Source organism: Stenotrophomonas sp. TD3 (assembly GCF_001939825.1).
Lineage (GTDB): Bacteria > Pseudomonadota > Gammaproteobacteria > Xanthomonadales > Xanthomonadaceae > Stenotrophomonas.
The window spans coordinates 1007001-1023589 of sequence record NZ_MOYM01000001.1 but is presented as its reverse complement, the minus strand read 5'-3'; the positions used below and the strand labels follow the sequence as shown (position 1 = coordinate 1023589).

General features: G+C 64.0%; 20 protein-coding genes. 11 read left to right on the top strand and 9 right to left on the bottom strand.

What is annotated here, in order from left to right:
* Positions 1-195: 195 nt before the first annotated feature.
* The 10 genes from BKE09_RS04860 (at position 196) to BKE09_RS04820 (ending at position 7601) form a co-directional block, all read left to right on the top strand.
* The gene (locus BKE09_RS04860; protein WP_139319610.1) at positions 196-489 is read left to right on the top strand and encodes a hypothetical protein; all 294 of its coding nucleotides are present in this window, start codon (positions 196-198) and stop codon (positions 487-489) included.
* A 174-nt stretch (positions 490-663) separates the two neighbouring features.
* Positions 664-1002: a VENN motif pre-toxin domain-containing protein gene (locus tag BKE09_RS04855; protein ID WP_240502931.1), complete on the top strand. Its 339-nt coding sequence runs from the start codon at positions 664-666 to the stop codon at positions 1000-1002.
* 177 nt (positions 1003-1179) lie between these two features.
* Positions 1180-1647: a hypothetical protein gene (locus BKE09_RS23145; RefSeq protein WP_139319609.1), complete on the top strand. Its 468-nt coding sequence runs from the start codon at positions 1180-1182 to the stop codon at positions 1645-1647.
* 233 nt (positions 1648-1880) lie between these two features.
* A complete protein-coding gene (locus tag BKE09_RS04850; RefSeq protein ID WP_240502875.1) occupies positions 1881-2228 on the top strand; it encodes a DUF596 domain-containing protein in 348 nt (115 codons plus the stop codon).
* The gene (locus tag BKE09_RS04845) at positions 2229-2774 is read left to right on the top strand and encodes a hypothetical protein (protein WP_075674998.1); all 546 of its coding nucleotides are present in this window, start codon (positions 2229-2231) and stop codon (positions 2772-2774) included.
* A gap of 130 nt (positions 2775-2904) precedes the next feature.
* The gene (locus BKE09_RS04840; RefSeq protein WP_075674997.1) at positions 2905-3786 is read left to right on the top strand and encodes a DUF2628 domain-containing protein; all 882 of its coding nucleotides are present in this window, start codon (positions 2905-2907) and stop codon (positions 3784-3786) included.
* Between the two features lie 56 nt (positions 3787-3842).
* Complete coding sequence (locus BKE09_RS04835) at positions 3843-4097, top strand: hypothetical protein (RefSeq protein WP_083663107.1); 255 nt, start codon at positions 3843-3845, stop codon at positions 4095-4097.
* Between the two features lie 143 nt (positions 4098-4240).
* Positions 4241-4633, top strand: a complete 393-nt coding sequence (locus BKE09_RS04830) for a hypothetical protein (protein ID WP_075674996.1) — start codon at positions 4241-4243, stop codon at positions 4631-4633.
* Positions 4634-4843: 210 nt separating this feature from the next.
* On the top strand, positions 4844-7066 hold the full coding sequence (locus BKE09_RS04825) for a methyl-accepting chemotaxis protein (protein WP_075674995.1): 2223 nt from the start codon (positions 4844-4846) through the stop codon (positions 7064-7066).
* Between the two features lie 166 nt (positions 7067-7232).
* Positions 7233-7601: a glycine zipper 2TM domain-containing protein gene (locus tag BKE09_RS04820; RefSeq protein WP_014646414.1), complete on the top strand. Its 369-nt coding sequence runs from the start codon at positions 7233-7235 to the stop codon at positions 7599-7601.
* A 128-nt stretch (positions 7602-7729) separates the two neighbouring features.
* Here the strand turns inward: BKE09_RS04820 and BKE09_RS04815 are convergent, their stop codons facing one another.
* The 5 genes from BKE09_RS04815 to BKE09_RS04795 form a co-directional block, all read right to left on the bottom strand.
* Positions 7730-8857 carry an ABC transporter permease gene (locus BKE09_RS04815; protein ID WP_075674994.1) on the bottom strand — a complete coding sequence of 376 codons (1128 nt, stop codon included), beginning with the start codon at positions 8855-8857 and terminating at the stop codon, positions 7730-7732.
* Positions 8854-10041 carry an ABC transporter permease gene (locus tag BKE09_RS04810; RefSeq protein WP_075674993.1) on the bottom strand — a complete coding sequence of 396 codons (1188 nt, stop codon included), beginning with the start codon at positions 10039-10041 and terminating at the stop codon, positions 8854-8856. The genes BKE09_RS04815 and BKE09_RS04810 overlap by 4 nt, the downstream gene beginning before the upstream one ends.
* On the bottom strand, positions 10026-11039 hold the full coding sequence (locus BKE09_RS04805; protein WP_075674992.1) for an efflux RND transporter periplasmic adaptor subunit: 1014 nt from the start codon (positions 11037-11039) through the stop codon (positions 10026-10028). The genes BKE09_RS04810 and BKE09_RS04805 overlap by 16 nt, the downstream gene beginning before the upstream one ends.
* Positions 11032-12438, bottom strand: coding sequence for a TolC family protein (locus BKE09_RS04800; RefSeq protein ID WP_075674991.1), 1407 nt, complete (start codon positions 12436-12438; stop codon positions 11032-11034). Before BKE09_RS04800 ends, BKE09_RS04805 begins: the two co-directional genes overlap by 8 nt.
* A 78-nt stretch (positions 12439-12516) precedes the next feature.
* Positions 12517-13410 carry a LysR family transcriptional regulator ArgP gene (locus BKE09_RS04795; RefSeq protein WP_075674990.1) on the bottom strand — a complete coding sequence of 298 codons (894 nt, stop codon included), beginning with the start codon at positions 13408-13410 and terminating at the stop codon, positions 12517-12519.
* 106 nt (positions 13411-13516) lie between these two features.
* Here BKE09_RS04795 and BKE09_RS04790 point away from each other — a divergent pair, with 106 nt between their 5' ends.
* Complete coding sequence (locus tag BKE09_RS04790; protein WP_075674989.1) at positions 13517-14131, top strand: LysE/ArgO family amino acid transporter; 615 nt, start codon at positions 13517-13519, stop codon at positions 14129-14131.
* On the opposite strand, the gene map is transcribed toward BKE09_RS04790, so the two are convergent.
* The 4 genes from map to BKE09_RS04770 form a co-directional block, all read right to left on the bottom strand.
* On the bottom strand, positions 14128-14910 hold the full coding sequence (gene map, locus BKE09_RS04785) for a type I methionyl aminopeptidase (RefSeq protein WP_170871762.1): 783 nt from the start codon (positions 14908-14910) through the stop codon (positions 14128-14130). The two genes, BKE09_RS04790 and map, sit on opposite strands and share 4 nt — an antisense overlap.
* A 10-nt stretch (positions 14911-14920) precedes the next feature.
* Positions 14921-15133: a ParD-like family protein gene (locus BKE09_RS04780; protein WP_005415768.1), complete on the bottom strand. Its 213-nt coding sequence runs from the start codon at positions 15131-15133 to the stop codon at positions 14921-14923.
* Positions 15134-15201: 68 nt separating this feature from the next.
* Positions 15202-15561: a VOC family protein gene (locus BKE09_RS04775; RefSeq protein WP_071228487.1), complete on the bottom strand. Its 360-nt coding sequence runs from the start codon at positions 15559-15561 to the stop codon at positions 15202-15204.
* Positions 15562-15703: 142 nt separating this feature from the next.
* Positions 15704-16588 (bottom strand): arginase family protein, encoded by an 885-nt coding sequence (locus BKE09_RS04770; RefSeq protein ID WP_075674987.1) that lies wholly within the window; start codon positions 16586-16588, stop codon positions 15704-15706.
* Between the last annotated feature and the right edge of the window lies 1 nt (position 16589).

The window sequence follows — 16589 nt, the reverse complement described above, 5'->3', positions numbered from 1 at the left end:
GGATAATCCTTCTGCCGTAGGTAGGGTCGATCTTTTTACTGAGTTGAAGGTGTGTGCTGGTTGTTTCAATGTAATATTGAAGTTTCGGGTCAAGTATCCGGGAATACAGCTTAATGTTTATGGTAGGAAGTGATGATGAGGCGTTGGGGTTATAGGGATTACGTGAGGTCGGTAAGCTCTGATGTGGAGGAGGGTATGGGTAAGTTGGGTTATGATTTCGGCCAGGCTATTCTATTTGCATATTCTTCTCTCGAGTTGAAGTTGGAAAACTTTCCCGAGGAGGAGATCCTTGTGCTAACTGCGATTCTTGCTTGCATATTGGATGGGAGGGCTTTGTCGCTTTATGAGGTTGAGGATGAGATTCCATTTAAGTTTGCAAAAAGTTGCGCGGACGACAGCGTCGGGAATGCCTCTCAGGCGCTGAATGGAGCCGATCTCGTAGATTTCTTGCGCGACTTGGGGCGAGTAAAGGCGGCGCTGAGTGCGTGAGTGGTGTGGTGTTGTTTCGCACACCTAGAGTTTGGCGTTCCTTGAGATTGATTCGTTATCTTTTGAGCGAAATGTGGGTGTGGAAATAAATGGTATGGTTTGGGGTTTGGTGTGTAATCAGGAGTCGGTCTTGTCTGCCGCCTTCTGGCTGAAATGAGTTCGCTATTGAGCTGGATGTCTAGCCGGTATTTTTTCCATGGCGGAGTTTCTTCGCGAGGCTCGACCATCCAGGGCGGTGGCAACGTCAACCTGACCAGCACCCAGGGCGACATCCAGGTCGTGCAGGGCAATTTGAGTGCTCTCTCAGGCGGTGGGCGCGCTGGCGGGGGCGCGGCGGGTGGCGATCTCGCACAGATCGCTATCAGCATGGAAATCAGCAGGAATGCCGTAGAGAACAATAGACTTCTGAACATCGTTGAGCTGACCCGCATCAAGGGGTTGAGCAACGGCGACGTCGTTCTGGAGCTGTGTTTGCGGCCGGCAGCGGGCTGGCATTCGACGCCCGATTTATGACCGTGGTCAACATCGCGACTGCTGTATCTGCTGGTGGTGGTACTGCTGCGCGAGCGGCAGGGAAAAGTGGGTTGAGGGAAGTAGGAGAGCCGATCACGGAGCGCGGCGGGCGCCAAAGCAACCCGGACCTAGCGGAGGGGAGTGCGGACACGAGCCGGTTCAGAAGAGGGTGGCGAGATGAGTATTGGCGATATGAGAGGCTCCGAAAAAATTTCCGTTCTGACTGCATATGTGTTGATGTGCGTCTTCCTGCAAAAGTACAGAGAGCGGGGGGGCGGGCAGGACACCCTGGTTGATCTATTGTCTTCGGCAGGCTCATTTTTGTGGGCGAATGGCTTGCCCAACGACCCAGCAATGTGGGATGACTGGTGCGAAGCATTTGCAGAGGCCGCTGCCGCTGGAAATTCTCTCAATTCTGAATTTTGTGGCGCGCAAATGAGTTCATCGGGCGGGTACTTGGCGTTGGCGGAGGCATTTTCAGTGATGATGGTATTCCTTGAGGCGATTTTTGATCGATCCGGTGAAGATCTTCCGTTGTTAGAAGTTTTTGTTCGACTCATGTCGCCTCTAAGTGATGCCGGTTGTCTGAATGATTCCTCTGTCTGGGCTGAGTGGATTGCGTCGGTTGGAAAGGTGAGGGCGTAGGGTTGGACGGCAGCTTCTCTGATGCATGTAGTGCGACCGGTTGATGTGGATGAAATGGCGCGCCCTCGCATCACTAAGGATAAGGGTGAAATTTATGCAATTCAGTAACAGGATGGCTTGATAATTCGCCTGCGAGCGTTTTCATCATCTGCGGGAAAAACTGGCGCAAAATGGACGGTGGATGTTGTTCATCCATCGATTAATAATGGCGGTGCGGTGGAGATGAAGTTCAAGTGACCGAAGGATACGCTAATTATGTCGTGGAGCACTCCTTTGGGTATTCCATGGTTTCAATGTGGCAGGCGTTAAATGGTGCCCTTGCGGGGTCTTCTGTCGATTTTGCCGCGCAGCGGGATATTTTTCTCGATATTATTTTTGGTATTCTGGAGTCCGGAAAGGCGAAATTGGCGTCTGATGGTCGGCTTTTAGATGGTTCAAATCTAGAGCAGGTCGAGCTTCTTCGGAGGGCTTGGCCGTCGACCAGGGAAGAGTTGGAATCTGATCTGTGCCTTTGGTTCCTGATTGCAGCTCCTGCAGGAATTGTATGGGTTCTTGATAATGGTGAGCTTTGTTGGACGTGAATGAGCATCGATGTGAATTCCATTGAGTGGGATGCACCGATTGTTCCTGGCGTATCGATGGCAGCTATACCGCTGCTTGCGGCATGCGATGATCTGGACGCGGTTATCGCTGCATATCTGATTGACGCGGATGCTCGGCTTTACAGGTTTGAGGGCGGGCCTGATCTTCGTCTCGAAAGGTATGGTCCTGACGAGCATGGAAACGGTGGGCTCCTGTTCTCCCTGCCTGGCGATGATCGCGCTGGTGATATGGCTGCGCTCTCTATTACGATCGGGGGCGGGGTTGTGCGGGCGCTCAAGGTTTATGCATTGGGAATGCCGTGGGATGTCGTTGCGCGTAAGTCCTATCGTAGACTTGCAGTAGGTTCAATTGGCCTGGGAAGTCTGGTTTCTGATTTTCTTGGGTTCACCGAGTTGCATTTCGATGAAGCGGAGGAGTGGTTCTGTAGCGGAGGTGATTATGGGGTCCTCGAAATTTCCGGTTGGGGTGTGCCGCTCGAGGATGAGCCGGAGCAGGTCGTGACTGCAATCTGCGTTGTGGCTTGAGGGTGTTTCCGGTCGTTGCATTGAGTTCGTGAAAAGCCGCGATTGAATGCAGGCAGGGGCACCTCAATGGCCGGGATGCTACGTGGGAATTGATCTTGCTTGATTTCGTTTCGAGTTTGGATAAAGGATAATGAGAGTAAGGATTGAACCCACCTTCGGTAGTGCCGACGGTGAAGCAGTACAGCGCACAGATACAGCCTCCGATGGGCTGAGCGAAAAGGATGTACTGGCGATCGTGGTAGGAGACAGGTTTTCCACCTATCTCCACCACTGGAGGCTGTACGAAGCAAGCGGCAGGGCGCCAAGACGATGGAACTGGCCGGCATTCCTGTTCTCGTCACTCTGGTTCTTCTTCCGGCGCATGCATGTGTGGGGAGCGCTCTGGTTCATCCTTTCGCCGTTGATGATGACCACCTTCGTGCTGATGGGGCTGCCATGGTTGTCTTTGCTCTCTTTCGTGGTGTTTCGTGTACTTGCTGGAATCCTGGCGAATCCGCTGTACCTGGCGCACTGCCGAAGGATTGTCCGCAAGGTTGATGCCGAGCATCGCGGGGTGCATCGGCGGCACCTTGAGTTGCAGAAGGCTGGTGGTGTCAGCTACACCGCTCTGGTGATCGCCTTGGCGGTAACGGCCTCACAGAACACCCTGATCAACCTGATCGTTCGTTCGATATCAGAGCCAACGCCTACGCAGTCTGCTGTGCACCTGGCGGCGAACCCGCCGTATCTGCCGGACCCGCAGATCGAGGAAGCGGAGCGGGTGGCGTACCAGGAGCAAATGCGTGCGATCGCAATGACGGCGTGGCCAGCGGGCGTTCCAACAGAGGGCAATGCCTGCATTGTCGATCTGCGTCTGGCGCCCCCGGGGCGCGTGCTGGAGGCCAGTGTTCTGGAGCCCTGCACGTTGAACGACGCCCAACGCGAGATGATGCTGGGTGAAATCAGGCGCACGGACTTCGCGATCGAGGGGAAGATGCGGTTCTTCAACCGGCATACCCTCATTGGATTGTGATTGCTGACATCCGGCGAGGGTGGTTCCGGAAATGGGGTCATGCAGGGAGATTATTGGTGAAAGAACAGCTCTTGACGATCGAGGAAGCCTACATGGCGATGTTCTACTTCCTCCAGATCGACTATTCCCGCGGTGCCAGCGATGAGATCGGGGGGCTGCTGGGTTCACTTGGCTGGACTCTTAAGGAGGATCGAAGCCCCATGGATCCAGGTGCGTGGGAGGACTGGTTGGACGCGGTGAGAGCGTCCATGGGGAACAGCGAGGAGGGCATAAAGGATATGGGTGCTACCTACACTGATCTGAAGCGGTAGCCGGATTATTGCGAGCTCCCATGGGTGAGGTGGGCAGGGGCAGTCCGTATGAATCAGGAATTCTTCAGGACAGAAATGAAGCCGAAGACGAGAGCGGCGATGCCGAGTAATGAAGCTGTTGGCTCCACAGTGGTGGTTCAATAATGAGCATTTCGCTGTTCTTCGAAGCCGAAGCCGGTGCCGACCTGGATGCCATTCTGCACGCCCTGGATTCGATCCGGGCCGAGTACTCCGACGGTACTGATGGTCTGCATGGGTATCTTCCAGCATCCAACACCGGCTTTGGGTTCGGCATCGTCGACCCGCCGGAGGCGCTCGTAGCGGAAGGGATTGAAGCCGAGTGGCAGGTGGGCCTGCTGGGCTCGTTTCATTTCCGCGCGAGCGGGTTTGAAAGCGCCTGGGAGGAAATCTGCCGCTTCACAAAGCGCTACGCCGCGACGTGCGGGTTCCGGTTTGTGCTCTCGTTCCAGTTCGAGAGCGTCTATGCGGCAAGGCTCGGGAAGGATCTGGTCTTCCCGGGGCCTGCTGCACCGTAATGCCGGATACCGGAGCGGCAGGCCCCGGCCTGATCCCATTCTGGCTACCGGTGGCGATATACCCTATGGATATAACGCCTTCGTGAGTCGTCTGATTTCACACCTGTCTGCACAGTTCCAGAGTTTTGGATCGATATAATAATATCGGCCCATAAAGTTTCCCCTGCCTGCGCCGCCATCGATCGTACGGCCATGATCAAGGGAATTGAGATGCTCGCCTTACGCAACCTCCGAGTGGGATCCCGGCTGGGTGCCGGGTTCGGTTTGCTGCTGCTGTTCATCGTGGCCATCGTCGGCCTGGTGTTGTACGGAAATCACCTGAAGTCCGCCCAGTTCGAGAAAGTGGTGGACGTCAACATGGTGAAGATGCGGCTGTTGAACGACATGCTGGATACCAACAACGCGGTGTTGATGCACCGCCGGCTGATGGTGATCAAACGTGGCGAGGATTTCGACAAGGATTATCAGAAGGCGCAGGAGCTTTCGCAGACCTACGACGGTATCTGGGCCAAGTACATCAAGATTCCGCGAGACGCGACTGGCGACACCCTGGTTGCGAAAATCGACGCGGCACGCAAGGCCACCGACGCCTCCACCCAGCATCTGCACGAGCGCATGAAGGCCGGTGACTTCGACGGTGCAGCCAAGGAGCTGCTCGCCGAGCATGGGCTGGCAACCGCATGGAACGAGGCCATCTCGACATTGCTACGGCATCAGGAAGCGCTGACCGAGCGCAGCCGCGAGGAATACCGTTCAACCGAATCCTGGACCGGCACGTTGTCGATCGTGTTCGGCGCGTTGAGCCTGGTACTGGGCTCGCTGGCCGCGTGGGCCATCACCCGCAGCCTGACCCGCCCGCTGGAAGGTGCGGTGAAGCTGGCCGACGGCATCGCCAACGGGCGGCTGGACAGCAGCATTGACGCCTCCGGCAACGATGAGGTGACGCAGCTTCTCAGGTCGATGCAGCGCATGCAGGCGCAGTTGCAGTCGGTGATGGCGGCGCAGGGCGAGCTGGCCCGCCAGCACGATGCGGGCAGCCTCAGCTATCGCATGGACGAGAGCGCGTTCCCCGGCGACTACGGGCGCATGGTGCACGAGACGAATGCGCTGGTCGGTTCGCATGTGCAGGTGCAGAACCGGCTGATCGAAGTGATGAAGCATTACGCCCGAGGCGATCTGTCGGTGGACATGGATCCGCTGCCCGGCGAGAAGGCGGCGATCACCCAGGCAATGGACGAGACCAAGACCAGCCTGTCGGCGATCAACAGCGAGATCCGCCGGCTGGCGACGGCCGCGGCGGCGGGCGACTTCAGCCTGCGCGGCGATGAAGATCGCTTCGCCTATGATTTCCGCGACATGGTGGCCGGGCTCAATCGCCTGATGCAGACCACCGACGAGAACCTGGTGCAGGTGTCGACCCTGCTGCAGGCGATCTCGCGCGGTGACCTCACCGTACGCATGCAGGGTGACTTCCACGGCGTGTTCGCCCGCATGCGCGATGACTGCAATGCCACCGTCGATCAGCTCAAGCAGATTGTCGGCCGCATCCAGTCCAGCGCGTCCAGCATCAACCTGGCGGCAGGCGAGATCGCCTCGGGCAACACCGATCTGTCGCGGCGCACCGAGCAGCAGGCGGCGAACCTGGAAGAGACGGCTGCGTCGATGGAGGAACTGACCTCCACGGTGAAGCAGAACGCCGAGCACGCACGCCAGGCCAACCAGCTTGCCATCGGCGCGCATGGCGTCGCCTCGCAGGGCGGCGAGGTGGTGGGCCAGGTGGTCACCACGATGTCGGCCATCGAAGCCTCGTCGAAGAAGATCGCCGAGATCATCAGCGTCATCGACGGCATCGCCTTCCAGACCAACATCCTGGCGTTGAACGCGGCGGTGGAAGCCGCGCGTGCCGGCGAGCAGGGCAGGGGCTTTGCGGTGGTGGCCAGTGAGGTGCGTACGCTGGCACAGCGCTCGGCCGGTGCGGCCAAGGAGATCAAGGGCCTGATCGAGGATTCGGTCGGCAAGGTCGCTGACGGCTCGGCGCTGGTCCGCCAGGCCGGCACCACGATGGGCGAGATCGTGGCGTCGGTGCAGCGCGTCACCGACATCATGGCCGATATCTCTGCCGCCTCGCAGGAGCAGAGCTCGGGTATCGAACAGGTGAACCAGGCGGTGGTGCAGATGGACGAGACCACGCAGCAGAATGCGGCGCTGGTGGAAGAGGCCAGCGCCGCGGCGCGTTCCATGGAGGAGCAGGCCACCCTGCTGGCCGAGGCCGTGTCGGTGTTCCGCACCGGTGCGGCAACGGCAGCTGCGGCCGTGCGTCCGGCCCTGGCTGCGGTGGCCGCGACGGTCACCCCGGTGCGTCGGCCCGCTGCGCTTTCACCCCGCATCGAACCGACACTGGCGGCCAACGCCGGTGGCTGGGAAGAGTTCTAGCAAGGCAGCACGCCGGCAGGGAGACGGCGCCCATCACGATGGCTGATCGTGATGGGCGCGGATTTTCTTCCTGAACGCGCGATGGCCGATGAGGTGGCGGACACGCGCATTTCACTTCGGGTTGCCAACCGCGGGAGGACACTTGCGCCATACCGGAACTCAGGAGATGGCCATGAAGACCTCGACCCGATTGCTTGTGCTGGGCACCCTGCTGGCGGCTTCGTCGGTAGCCGGTGCGCAGACCTACGGGCCGCGCGATGAAGGACGCCGATTCAACGATGGCAGCCGCGTGGTCTGCAAGAACGTGGAAGTGCAGCGCAACTCGCGCGATCCGAACCGCATTGCCGGTACTGCCACGGGCGCGGTGATCGGCGGCCTGCTGGGCAACCAGGTGGGCGGCGGCAATGGCAAGAAGCTCGCTACCGTGGCAGGTGCTGTTGCCGGTGGTGCGGCCGGTCGCCAGATCCAGGGCAACAGCCAGCAGAAGAACGGCGACCGCGTGGTCGAGCGCCGCTGCGAACGCGTCTATCGCTGATCGATCGCCGACAGCCCCCCGTTTTCCCCTTCCACATCGCAGTACTCGAACGCCGGCCCCGCGCCGGCGTTCTTCGTTGCAGGAAAAGGGGACGGAGGGGATTAAGTCGCAATCCCCCAACCGGCCGCTTACGACTTAATCCCCTCCGTCCCCTTTTTTGCGAGGAGGCGCCAGGTGGCGAGGCTACCGTAGAGCAGCAGCAGGGCGGTGAGGGTGATCAGTTCGTGGCTGACTTCGGCCAGGCTGGCGTCCATCTGGTTCAGGCGCACCATCAGGTTGATGCCGGAGGTGGTGGGCAGCAGCTGCGCCAGCCAGACCAGCGGTGGTGGCGTCATCACCGCCGGCCACGACAGGTTGGCCAGGAAGAACAGCGGGATCGAGGTGGCGATGATGTACTGGAAGGCGCGTTCGCGGGTGCGGAAGAAGCTGCCGACGAACAGGCCGAAGGCCACGGTGGCGGCGATGAACAAGGTGCCGCCCAACAGCTGGCCCAGCGGGTTGCCGCCGCGCGGATAGTCCTGCACCCAGGCGGTGAAGCCGGCGTAGTAGAACAGGCCGAACAGGCCGATCAGACCGAAGCCCATCGCCATGCCGGCCAGGGTCGGCAGGTCGAAGCGCAGGCGCCGGCCGAGCGCGAGGCGGCGGCCGCCGAGCAGGACGCCGATGCCCATCAGCAGCGTCTGGTGCACGATCAGCTCGGCCACGCCGGGCACGATGGCGCTGCCATAGCCTTCCTGGGTGTTGTACAGCGGGCGCTGCACCAGGGTGACCGGCGGTGCCTGCGGCGCGCCCATGAAGGCGGCCTGGCCGACTACCGCCTCACGCCCGAACGCGCCCAGTGCATCGGCCGCGCTGCCCAGCACCCAGCTGGCACGCCCCAGGTAGGCACCGTTGCCGAGCAGCACCAGCTTGGCCGGGTGGCCGCGCAGGATGTCGCGTTCCAGGTTGGCCGGGATCAGCACGATGCCTTCGGCGTGGCCGGCTTCCAGCTGCTGGCGGGCACTGTCGATGTCTGCCGGTTGCCCGACCACGCGCGCAACACGGAGTGCATCGAGCTTGCGCAGCAGCTCGCGGCTGGTCGCGCTGTGGTCTTCATCCACCACCAGCACCGGCAGGTTGCCGGCTACCTGGTGGCGGTACGCGGCCGGGTAGAAGAACGAATAGAGGATCACCGCGCCGACCATCACCACGATCGCGTAGCGGTCGCACAGCACCGCCATCAGGGTCTGCCGCAGGCTGCGCCAGAGTGCGCTCATGCGTCGGCTCCTGCGGGTTGTGCGGCGGCAGGTGTGCGCGCAAAGGCGATCAGGCGCAGGCCGCCAATGCCGCCCGCCACCACCGCCATCAGCAGCAATGTGGCCAACGGCCACACCGAAACCTGCAGCGGCGAACCGATGAACTGCTGCTGGGTCTGCAGCTTGATGTAGGCGCTGAGTGGCAGCAACTGATGCCAGATGCGAGTGAACAGGGGGCCATCCAGCACCGGGAAGGTGGCGCTGGAGAACGCCAGTGCGGTGCCGATACTGAGGCCGACCGCGGACAGCGCGGTACCCATGTCGCGGGTGACGCCGACGAAGAACAGCGCGTAGGCGGCGGTGGCCAGGTAGAACAGCGGCTGTGCGAGCAGCAGCAGGAGCACGCTGCCGGCCACACCATCGCCGCGCAGCCAGGCCAGGTAACCGATGCCGAGTGCGCCATACACCGAGAACAGCAGGACGTACGGCGCGATCTTGCCGGCAATCGCCAGCCACGGCGTGCGGCCCAGCCAGGCGGGCAGGGTACCGTCGCGGATCTCGCGGCCGAGGCTGCCGGCCACCGCCAGCGCCAGCACCAGCGACAGCACCGCCGGGAAGATCAGTGGCAGCAGGAACAGCTCGTAGCTGCGCGCCGGGTTGTACAGGATGTCCGACTGCACCGCGATCGGCGCGGCACGCAGCTTGCCCGGGCCGACCTGCAGGCCGATGCGTTCGCGCAGCAGGCGCGCGTTCCAGGCCGAGACCGCGTCGCCGATATCGCGCGCCGCAGATTGGCCGGTGGTCATGTAGGTGGCGTTGTAATAGGCGAACACCGTGCCCTGGCGTCCACGCAACGCCTGCCGGGTGACATCGCGCGGCACCAGCACGATGGCGAACACGTCCAGCCTGCGCAGCTGCGAACGTGCATCTTCCAGGTCCACCGGCTGGCTGGCGATGCGCACGCCGGGGCTGGCATCGAGCATGCGCAGCAGCAGGCGGCTGTCACTGCTGTGGTCGAGGTCGACCACCGCGATCGGGATGTCGCGCATCACCGAGGGCGTGAACATCCACGCCATCACCACCAGCATCAGCAGCGGCAGCACGGTGACCAGCAGCAGGTCGGCGCGGTTGCCGCGCAGCGACTGCAGCTCGCGCCGCCAGCTGGCGGCGAAGCCGCCGTGGCCGGGGCTCAGTGCTGGGGCCATGCGAACAGCACGCTCATGCCGGGGCGGAAGCCCTCGATGCGGCGTACCGGGCGCACCCGCACCTCGAAGCTGCGGACGTCGTAGCCGGACGACTGGCGGGTGGTCCGCCAGGTTGCATAGTCGCCGGCCGGGTTGATGAAGTAGACCTCGAATTCGCCGTCCAGGCCGAGTGCCGGCACGCTGCCCTGCAGCTTGCTGCCGACCTTCAGGCCCTGCATCTGCGATTCGCGCAGGTTCATCGCCACCCACATGCGGTCGATGTCGACCAGGGTGAACACCGGGTAGCCGGCCGGCACCAGTTCGCCCGGGTCGGCCATGCGCTTGTTGATCTCGCCGGCCACCGGCGCGCGCCCTTCCACTTCGACACGCGCGGCGTTGACTTCGGCCACCGCGCCCTGTGCCTGCTGCACCTGGCCCTGCGCAGCACGCTTGTCCTGCTCGCGTGCGCCGGCCAAGGCCATGTCGTACTGCGCGCGGGCGGCACGGGCCAGTTCACGCGAACTGGTGGCCTGGGCATGCGCTTCATCGCGCTTCTGCCGGGTCATCACCCCTTCGTTGAACAGGTTCTGCACGCGCTGGTAGGTGGCTTCGGCCAGCGTCGCACCGGCTTCGGCCCGCTTCCAGTTGGCTTCGGCGGCGCGGATGTCTTCGCTGCGCGCGCCTTCGTCGGCCTTGTCGGCCACTGCCTGTGCGGCGGCCAATGCGCCGTGCGCCTGCTGTTCCTTGGCGGCCACTTCGGGGCTGTCGAGCAGGAACAGCACCTGCCCGGGCTGCACGCGGTCTCCCTCGCGCACCTTCAGTTCGGCCACGCGCGCGGTGATCTTGGCGGCCACGTTGATCGTGTCCGCATCAGCCATGCCCTGGATCTGGTCGGCCGGGCTGCGCCAGGCCAGCCACAGGCCGAGCACCACCACGACCAGCAGCACCACTATCAGGATCGGGCCCAGGCGGCGCTTGGCCGGGGGCGTCGTCGCGTCGTCGTGCAGCACATCACTCATGGTCGATCACCTCGTCCGCACGCCGCCGGAACTCTTCGAAACGGTCCATCTGTCCACTGACCTCCAGCAACTGTGCCAGCGCAATATCGTATTGGTAGGCGGCCTGTGCGCGCTCGACACGGGCGCCGCCCAGACCGAGCCGCGCGTCGATCACATCCAGCGAAGTCGCCTGGCCTTCGCGGAACGCCAGCTCCTGCAGGCGCAGGTTTTCCTGTGCCTGGGCGATGCTGCTGTCGAGCAGTACGTACTGCTGGCGCGCGGTTTCCAGCTCGTTCCAGGCCTTGCGCACGCCCAGTGCGACCTGGTTCTCGGCCTCGCGCAGACCGGCTTCGGCCTGGTCCTGCTGCGCACGCGCGGCACTGATCTGCGCCGGACGCGAGTTCGGTGACAGGAAGGTGTACTTCAGGCCGATACCGAACGCCCAGTCCGGATCGGTCAGCATTTCGTCGCGGCGGCGGAAATCGTACTGGCCGAAGGCGAAGATCTGCGGCTTCAGCTTGGCCTGCTGCACGCGCACGCCCTGTTCGGCCTGCGCCACCATCGCCCGCAGGCGTGCGATCTGCGGCTGGCGCGCCTGTGCGGTGCGCTCGAAGCTGGCCACCGGTTCCAGCGGCACGCGCTGCACGAACAGCGGTGACACCGGCTGCACCTCGCCGCCACTGCGCAGCAGCGTGGCCAGCGCGGCCTTCAGCGTGGCCAGGTCGTTCACCGTCTTCTGGTATTCGCGCTCGGCCTTGTCGCGGGCCACGGTGGCCTGCAGGCGCTGCGCGCGGGTGGCGAAGCCCTCGCGTTCCAGTTTCACTGCGTCGGACAGGTGGCGGTTGAGGCCATCGCGCACGTCGCGGCGTACGTCCACCGCCTGCTCGGCCAGGCGCTGGCCGAAATAGGCCTGGGCCAGCTGCACGGTCAGCGATTGACGCTGTGCTTCGCGCTCGGCGCTGGCCTGCTCGTGGGCGGCGCTGGCGGCACGTTGCGCGGCCGGAATCACGCCGCCGGTGTACAGCGGCAGCACCGCAGTCACCACCGGGCGGGTACGCCAGTCGCGTTCGGTGAACGACAGCGGCGAGTCGATGCCATAGGCTTCGGCCACCGGTGCCAGCGAACCCAGTGGCAGGGTGAGGGTCTTCTGGAACTGCAGGCGGCGCACTTCGCCGGTGATCTCCGGCAGGCGCAGCAGGCGGGTGGCGTCCTGCAGGTCCTGCTTGTTGCGCACCGCTGCGTCGGCGGCGGCCAGCGCATCGGAGACCTGTTCCAGGCGCTGCCGTGCCTGTTCCCAGTCCAAAGCCGGTGCATCGGTGAGGGTCTGCGCCGGCGCAGCCAGTGGCAGGCAGGTTGCCAGCGTCAACGCCAGCGCGGCCTTCGCGCGGTGCATCCTTGTACGTCGGCCGATCACGCCCATGCCGTCCCAATGGTGAAGAAGTGCGCAAACGGTAGTGCGCGCGGCGTGAAGCCGGGGTCTGCGGTCATCGGTTTGTCCTCAACGAAGGGTGCCGCTGGCCGCCGTGCGCAGCACCTGGGTGATGTGCTGCAGCGTGCTTGAGCGCACGGCGGCATGCTGCCAGTACAGCGGCACGTCGAGCCAGCGGCGGGGTTCCAGTACCACCACGCGGCCGGCGCGCACGGCGGGCGCGACCAGGGTTTCCGGGGCCATGCCCCAGCCGAGTCCGCACGCGGCGGCTTCGACGAAACCGGTGGAGGAGGGCAGGTAGTGTAGCGGCGGCTGCAGCCGCGCGCGGGTCAGGCGCCGCACGAAGCGCCATTGAAGTTCATCTTTGCGGTTGAACACCAGCATCGGTGCGCGCGCCAGGGCTGCGGCCTGCATGCCGTCGCTGAAGTACTGGCGGGCGAAGCCGGGCGAGGCGATGGCGTGGTAGCGCATCGCGCCGAGCGGGTGCACGTTGCAGCCCTTCACCGGTTGGCTTTCGGCAGTGACCGCGCCGAGTACGCTGCCATCGCGCAGCAGCTGCAGGGTGTGGTCCTGGTCGTCCATGCGCAGGTCGAACAGGTAACCGTGGCGCTGGTGCAGGTCGGCGATGGCCGGCACGAACCAGGTATCGAGCGAGTCGTCGTTGACCGCCAGCGGGATCGGCGTGCGCGCAGCGTCGCTGCCACGCTCGGGCAGCAGCTCGGCCAGCGCCTCGGCTTCCAGTGCCTGCATCGGTCGTACCCGGCGCAGCAGTGCTTCGCCCGCGGTGGTCGGCCGGCACGGTGCCTGGCGCACCACCAGGACCTGGCCGAGCCTGTCCTCCAGGGCCTTGATCCGTTGCGACAGGGCCGACGGGCTGATCGACAGGCGGCGTGCCGCGGCCTCGAAGCTGCCTTCTTCCAGCACCGCAGCAAACGCGGCCAATTGCGGATGTACCAGATCCATGCCGGTGCCTCTTCAGTTTTCCTGCACAGGATAAAGAAAAATCAGTTTGTCTAAACAGTGGCGGCGGCCGCACCCTGCGCGTCCCCTCGCTGCCTGGCCTGTCCTGATGTGGATCGCCGCTACCGCCGCCGGCCTGTTCGCAGGTGCCGGCCTGATCATCGCCATCGGCGCGCAGAATGCCTTCGTGCTGCGCCAGGGCCTGCAGCAGCGTCATGTGGGGAGGGTGGTGCTGGCCTGCGCCGGTGCGGACATCGCGCTGATACTGGCCGGTGTCGGCGGCATGGGCGCGCTGGTGCTGCAGTGGCCGTTGCTGCTGCAGGTGCTGCGCTTCGGTGGTGCGGCCTTCCTGCTCTGGTATGGCCTGCAGGCGGGACTGCGCGCGTGGCGCGGTGGCAGTGCGCTGGCCGCCGCCGAGGCGCGGGGCGGCAGTGGGCGCCAGGTACTGCTGACCTGCCTGGCGTTCACGCTGCTCAATCCGCATGTCTATCTGGACACGGTGGTGCTGCTGGGCAGCCTGTCCACGCGCTACCCGGGCGATCTGCGCTGGGCCTTCGCCGCCGGTGCCTGCGTGGCCAGCGTGGCCTGGTTCTGCACGCTGGGCTATGGCGCGCGCCTGTTGCAGCCGGTGTTCCGCAGGCCGAGCGCCTGGCGTGTGCTGGATGGAGGCGTGGCGGTCTTCATGTTCTGCCTCGCCACGCTGCTGCTGTTGCGCCCGCTCTAGGCCGCGTCCACCGCGCACTGCGGCGTCTCGCCGGGGCGCAGGGTCAGTACGCGCACGCCATTGCGGGTAACTGCCACGGTGTGTTCGAACTGCGCCGACAGCTTGCCATCGCGCGTGTAGACCGGCCATTCGTCCGGCTGCTGGCGGATGGCCGGCTTGCCCTGGTTGAGCATCGGCTCGATGGTGAACACCATGCCTTCTTCCAGCACCATGCCGGTGTTGGGATGGCCGTAGTGGAGGATCTGCGGATCCTCGTGCATCTCCTGGCCGATGCCATGGCCGCAGTATTCCTTCACCACGCTGTAGCCGTGGCTGCGTGCATGACGGGCGATGGCGTGGCCGATGTCGCCCAGGCGCGCGCCGGGGCGCACCGCGGCGATGCCTTTCCACATCGCCTGGTAGGTGGTCTGCACCAGCCTGCGCGCGGCGTAGTCGACCTCGCCCACCAGGTAGGTGGTGCTGGAGTCGGCGATGTAGCCGTTCTTCTCCAGGGTGATGTCGAGGTTGACGATCTGTCCGTTGCGCAGCACGTCGGTGGTGCTGGGCACGCCGTGGCAGATCACGTTGTCGATCGAGGTGTTGAGCACATACGGGAAGCCGTACTGGCCCTTGCTGGCCGGCCGCGCCTGCAGTTCATCGACGATCATGCGTTCGACGAAATCGTTGATCTCCATCGTGCTGCGGCCCTGCAGCGGCAGCCGGTCGAGCGCGGCGAACACCTGCGCCAGCAGGCGGCCCGATTCGGCCATCAGCGCGATCTCGTCAGAGCGCTTGATGATCGCCATCTGCTCAGACCTGCCCCGGTGCCAGCAGCGGCGGCTGCACGCCGGCCGCCCGCAGTTCGCTGGCGACGATGTCCTGGAAGCTCAGCGTGGGGTTCATCTCGCACAGCATGCCGACCCGGATCCAGAAGTTGGCCTGGGCATTGATCGAGCGGCTGGAGACGGTGCAGGCACGACGCAGCTGGTCGTGCAGGGTGTCATCGATGTTGACGATGCCCATGGGCGGTCCTGGAGGAGTGGATATACGAAGCGTATATGTTTCGTATATCCAGCTCAAGGCCGCCCGGTTCAGCTGGCGTCGGTGGCGAAGCGCAGGCGGTTGCCGTCGGGGTCACGCAGCAGCATCTCGCGGCTGCCCCATTCGGTGTCATGCGGCGGCTGTTCGATGGGGACGCCTGCGGCACTGAAGGCGCGGTGCAGGGCGTCGACATCCTCGACGATGAAGTACACCGCGCCGCCGACCTCGCAGTCGCCGCTGTGTTCGGTGAGGAAGATCGTCTGGCCGTCGCGGGTCAGCTGGGCGAACAGCGGGAAGCCGGGTTCGAAGCGGTGTTCCCAGTCGACCACGAAACCCAGCCCCTGCACGTAGAACGGCAGGGTGGTGTCGGCATGGCGCATGCGCAGTTGCGGGATGACGGTCTGGGGCATGGCGAGGGCTCCTGGGGCAGGAACCCAGTGTAGTGCCGGCCGCTGGCCGGCATCCTCGTGAGCCCGGGAACAATGAGGTTGCCGGCCAGCGGCCGGCACTACCAAAGCCATGCCGGCCCGCGGCCGGCACGACCGAATGCGGTCAGCAGGCCGTCGGCACCGAGGCCATCGCGGCCAGCAGTTCGCGGTTCACCTGCTGGTGCCGTGCCTGCCACACCGGCAGATCGTCGGCGCTGATGTCGGGCTGGCCATCCAGCGAGGACAGCCAGCGCTTGAAGCGGCTCTGGTAGTTGGCCAGCGACACTTCGCCGGTGATGTCACTGCCGACCAGGCCGCCGGCGCGCAGCGCTTCGATCACCACCAGCGCGTGTTCCAGCTGGAAGCGGCCCTGGTCCCAGTTGCTGCGGGCGACGTCCTCGGCGAACACATCCTTGTCGATCGACAGGTAGGTCGGCTGTGGCGACTTCGCCTGCTCTGCAGCGAACGCGGCCACCAGCGCTTCGGGATGCTCGAAACGGCGGAAGGCGTGGCCCATGCCGAGGCGATGCCCCCAGCCCACGTCCACGTCCATGCACCAGTAGGTCAGGCGACCGCCGATCAGCGGGCGCCAGTGGTTCTCCCAGGCGTGGCCGAGGCCGATGTCACTGGAGGTGATGCCCAGCACATGGATGTGCGAGATCTGCGGCAGCTTGCTGGCCGCGTTCACCCATGAACCGCAGTGCATGCCGAACGGGAAACGCATGTTGTCCGGATGGTTGTCCAGCACCACCAGCTGGAACGGCTCCTGCGCGCGCATGCGACGCAGCAGAGGCAGGCTGAGATGATGGAAATCACCGCTGCCGAGCATCACCGTGCCGAGCTGGGCCGGCAGCGGTGCCAGCACTTCAGCGGCGAAACGGTCGAGGGTGGCATTGCTGCAGGCGAAGCGCAGCGGATCGTGCCACTGCGGCAAGGCCAGGATCTGCGCCTGGGGCAGCGGCATCACGCCACCATCCAGGTCCAGGATCAACGGGGAACGCAACGGCATC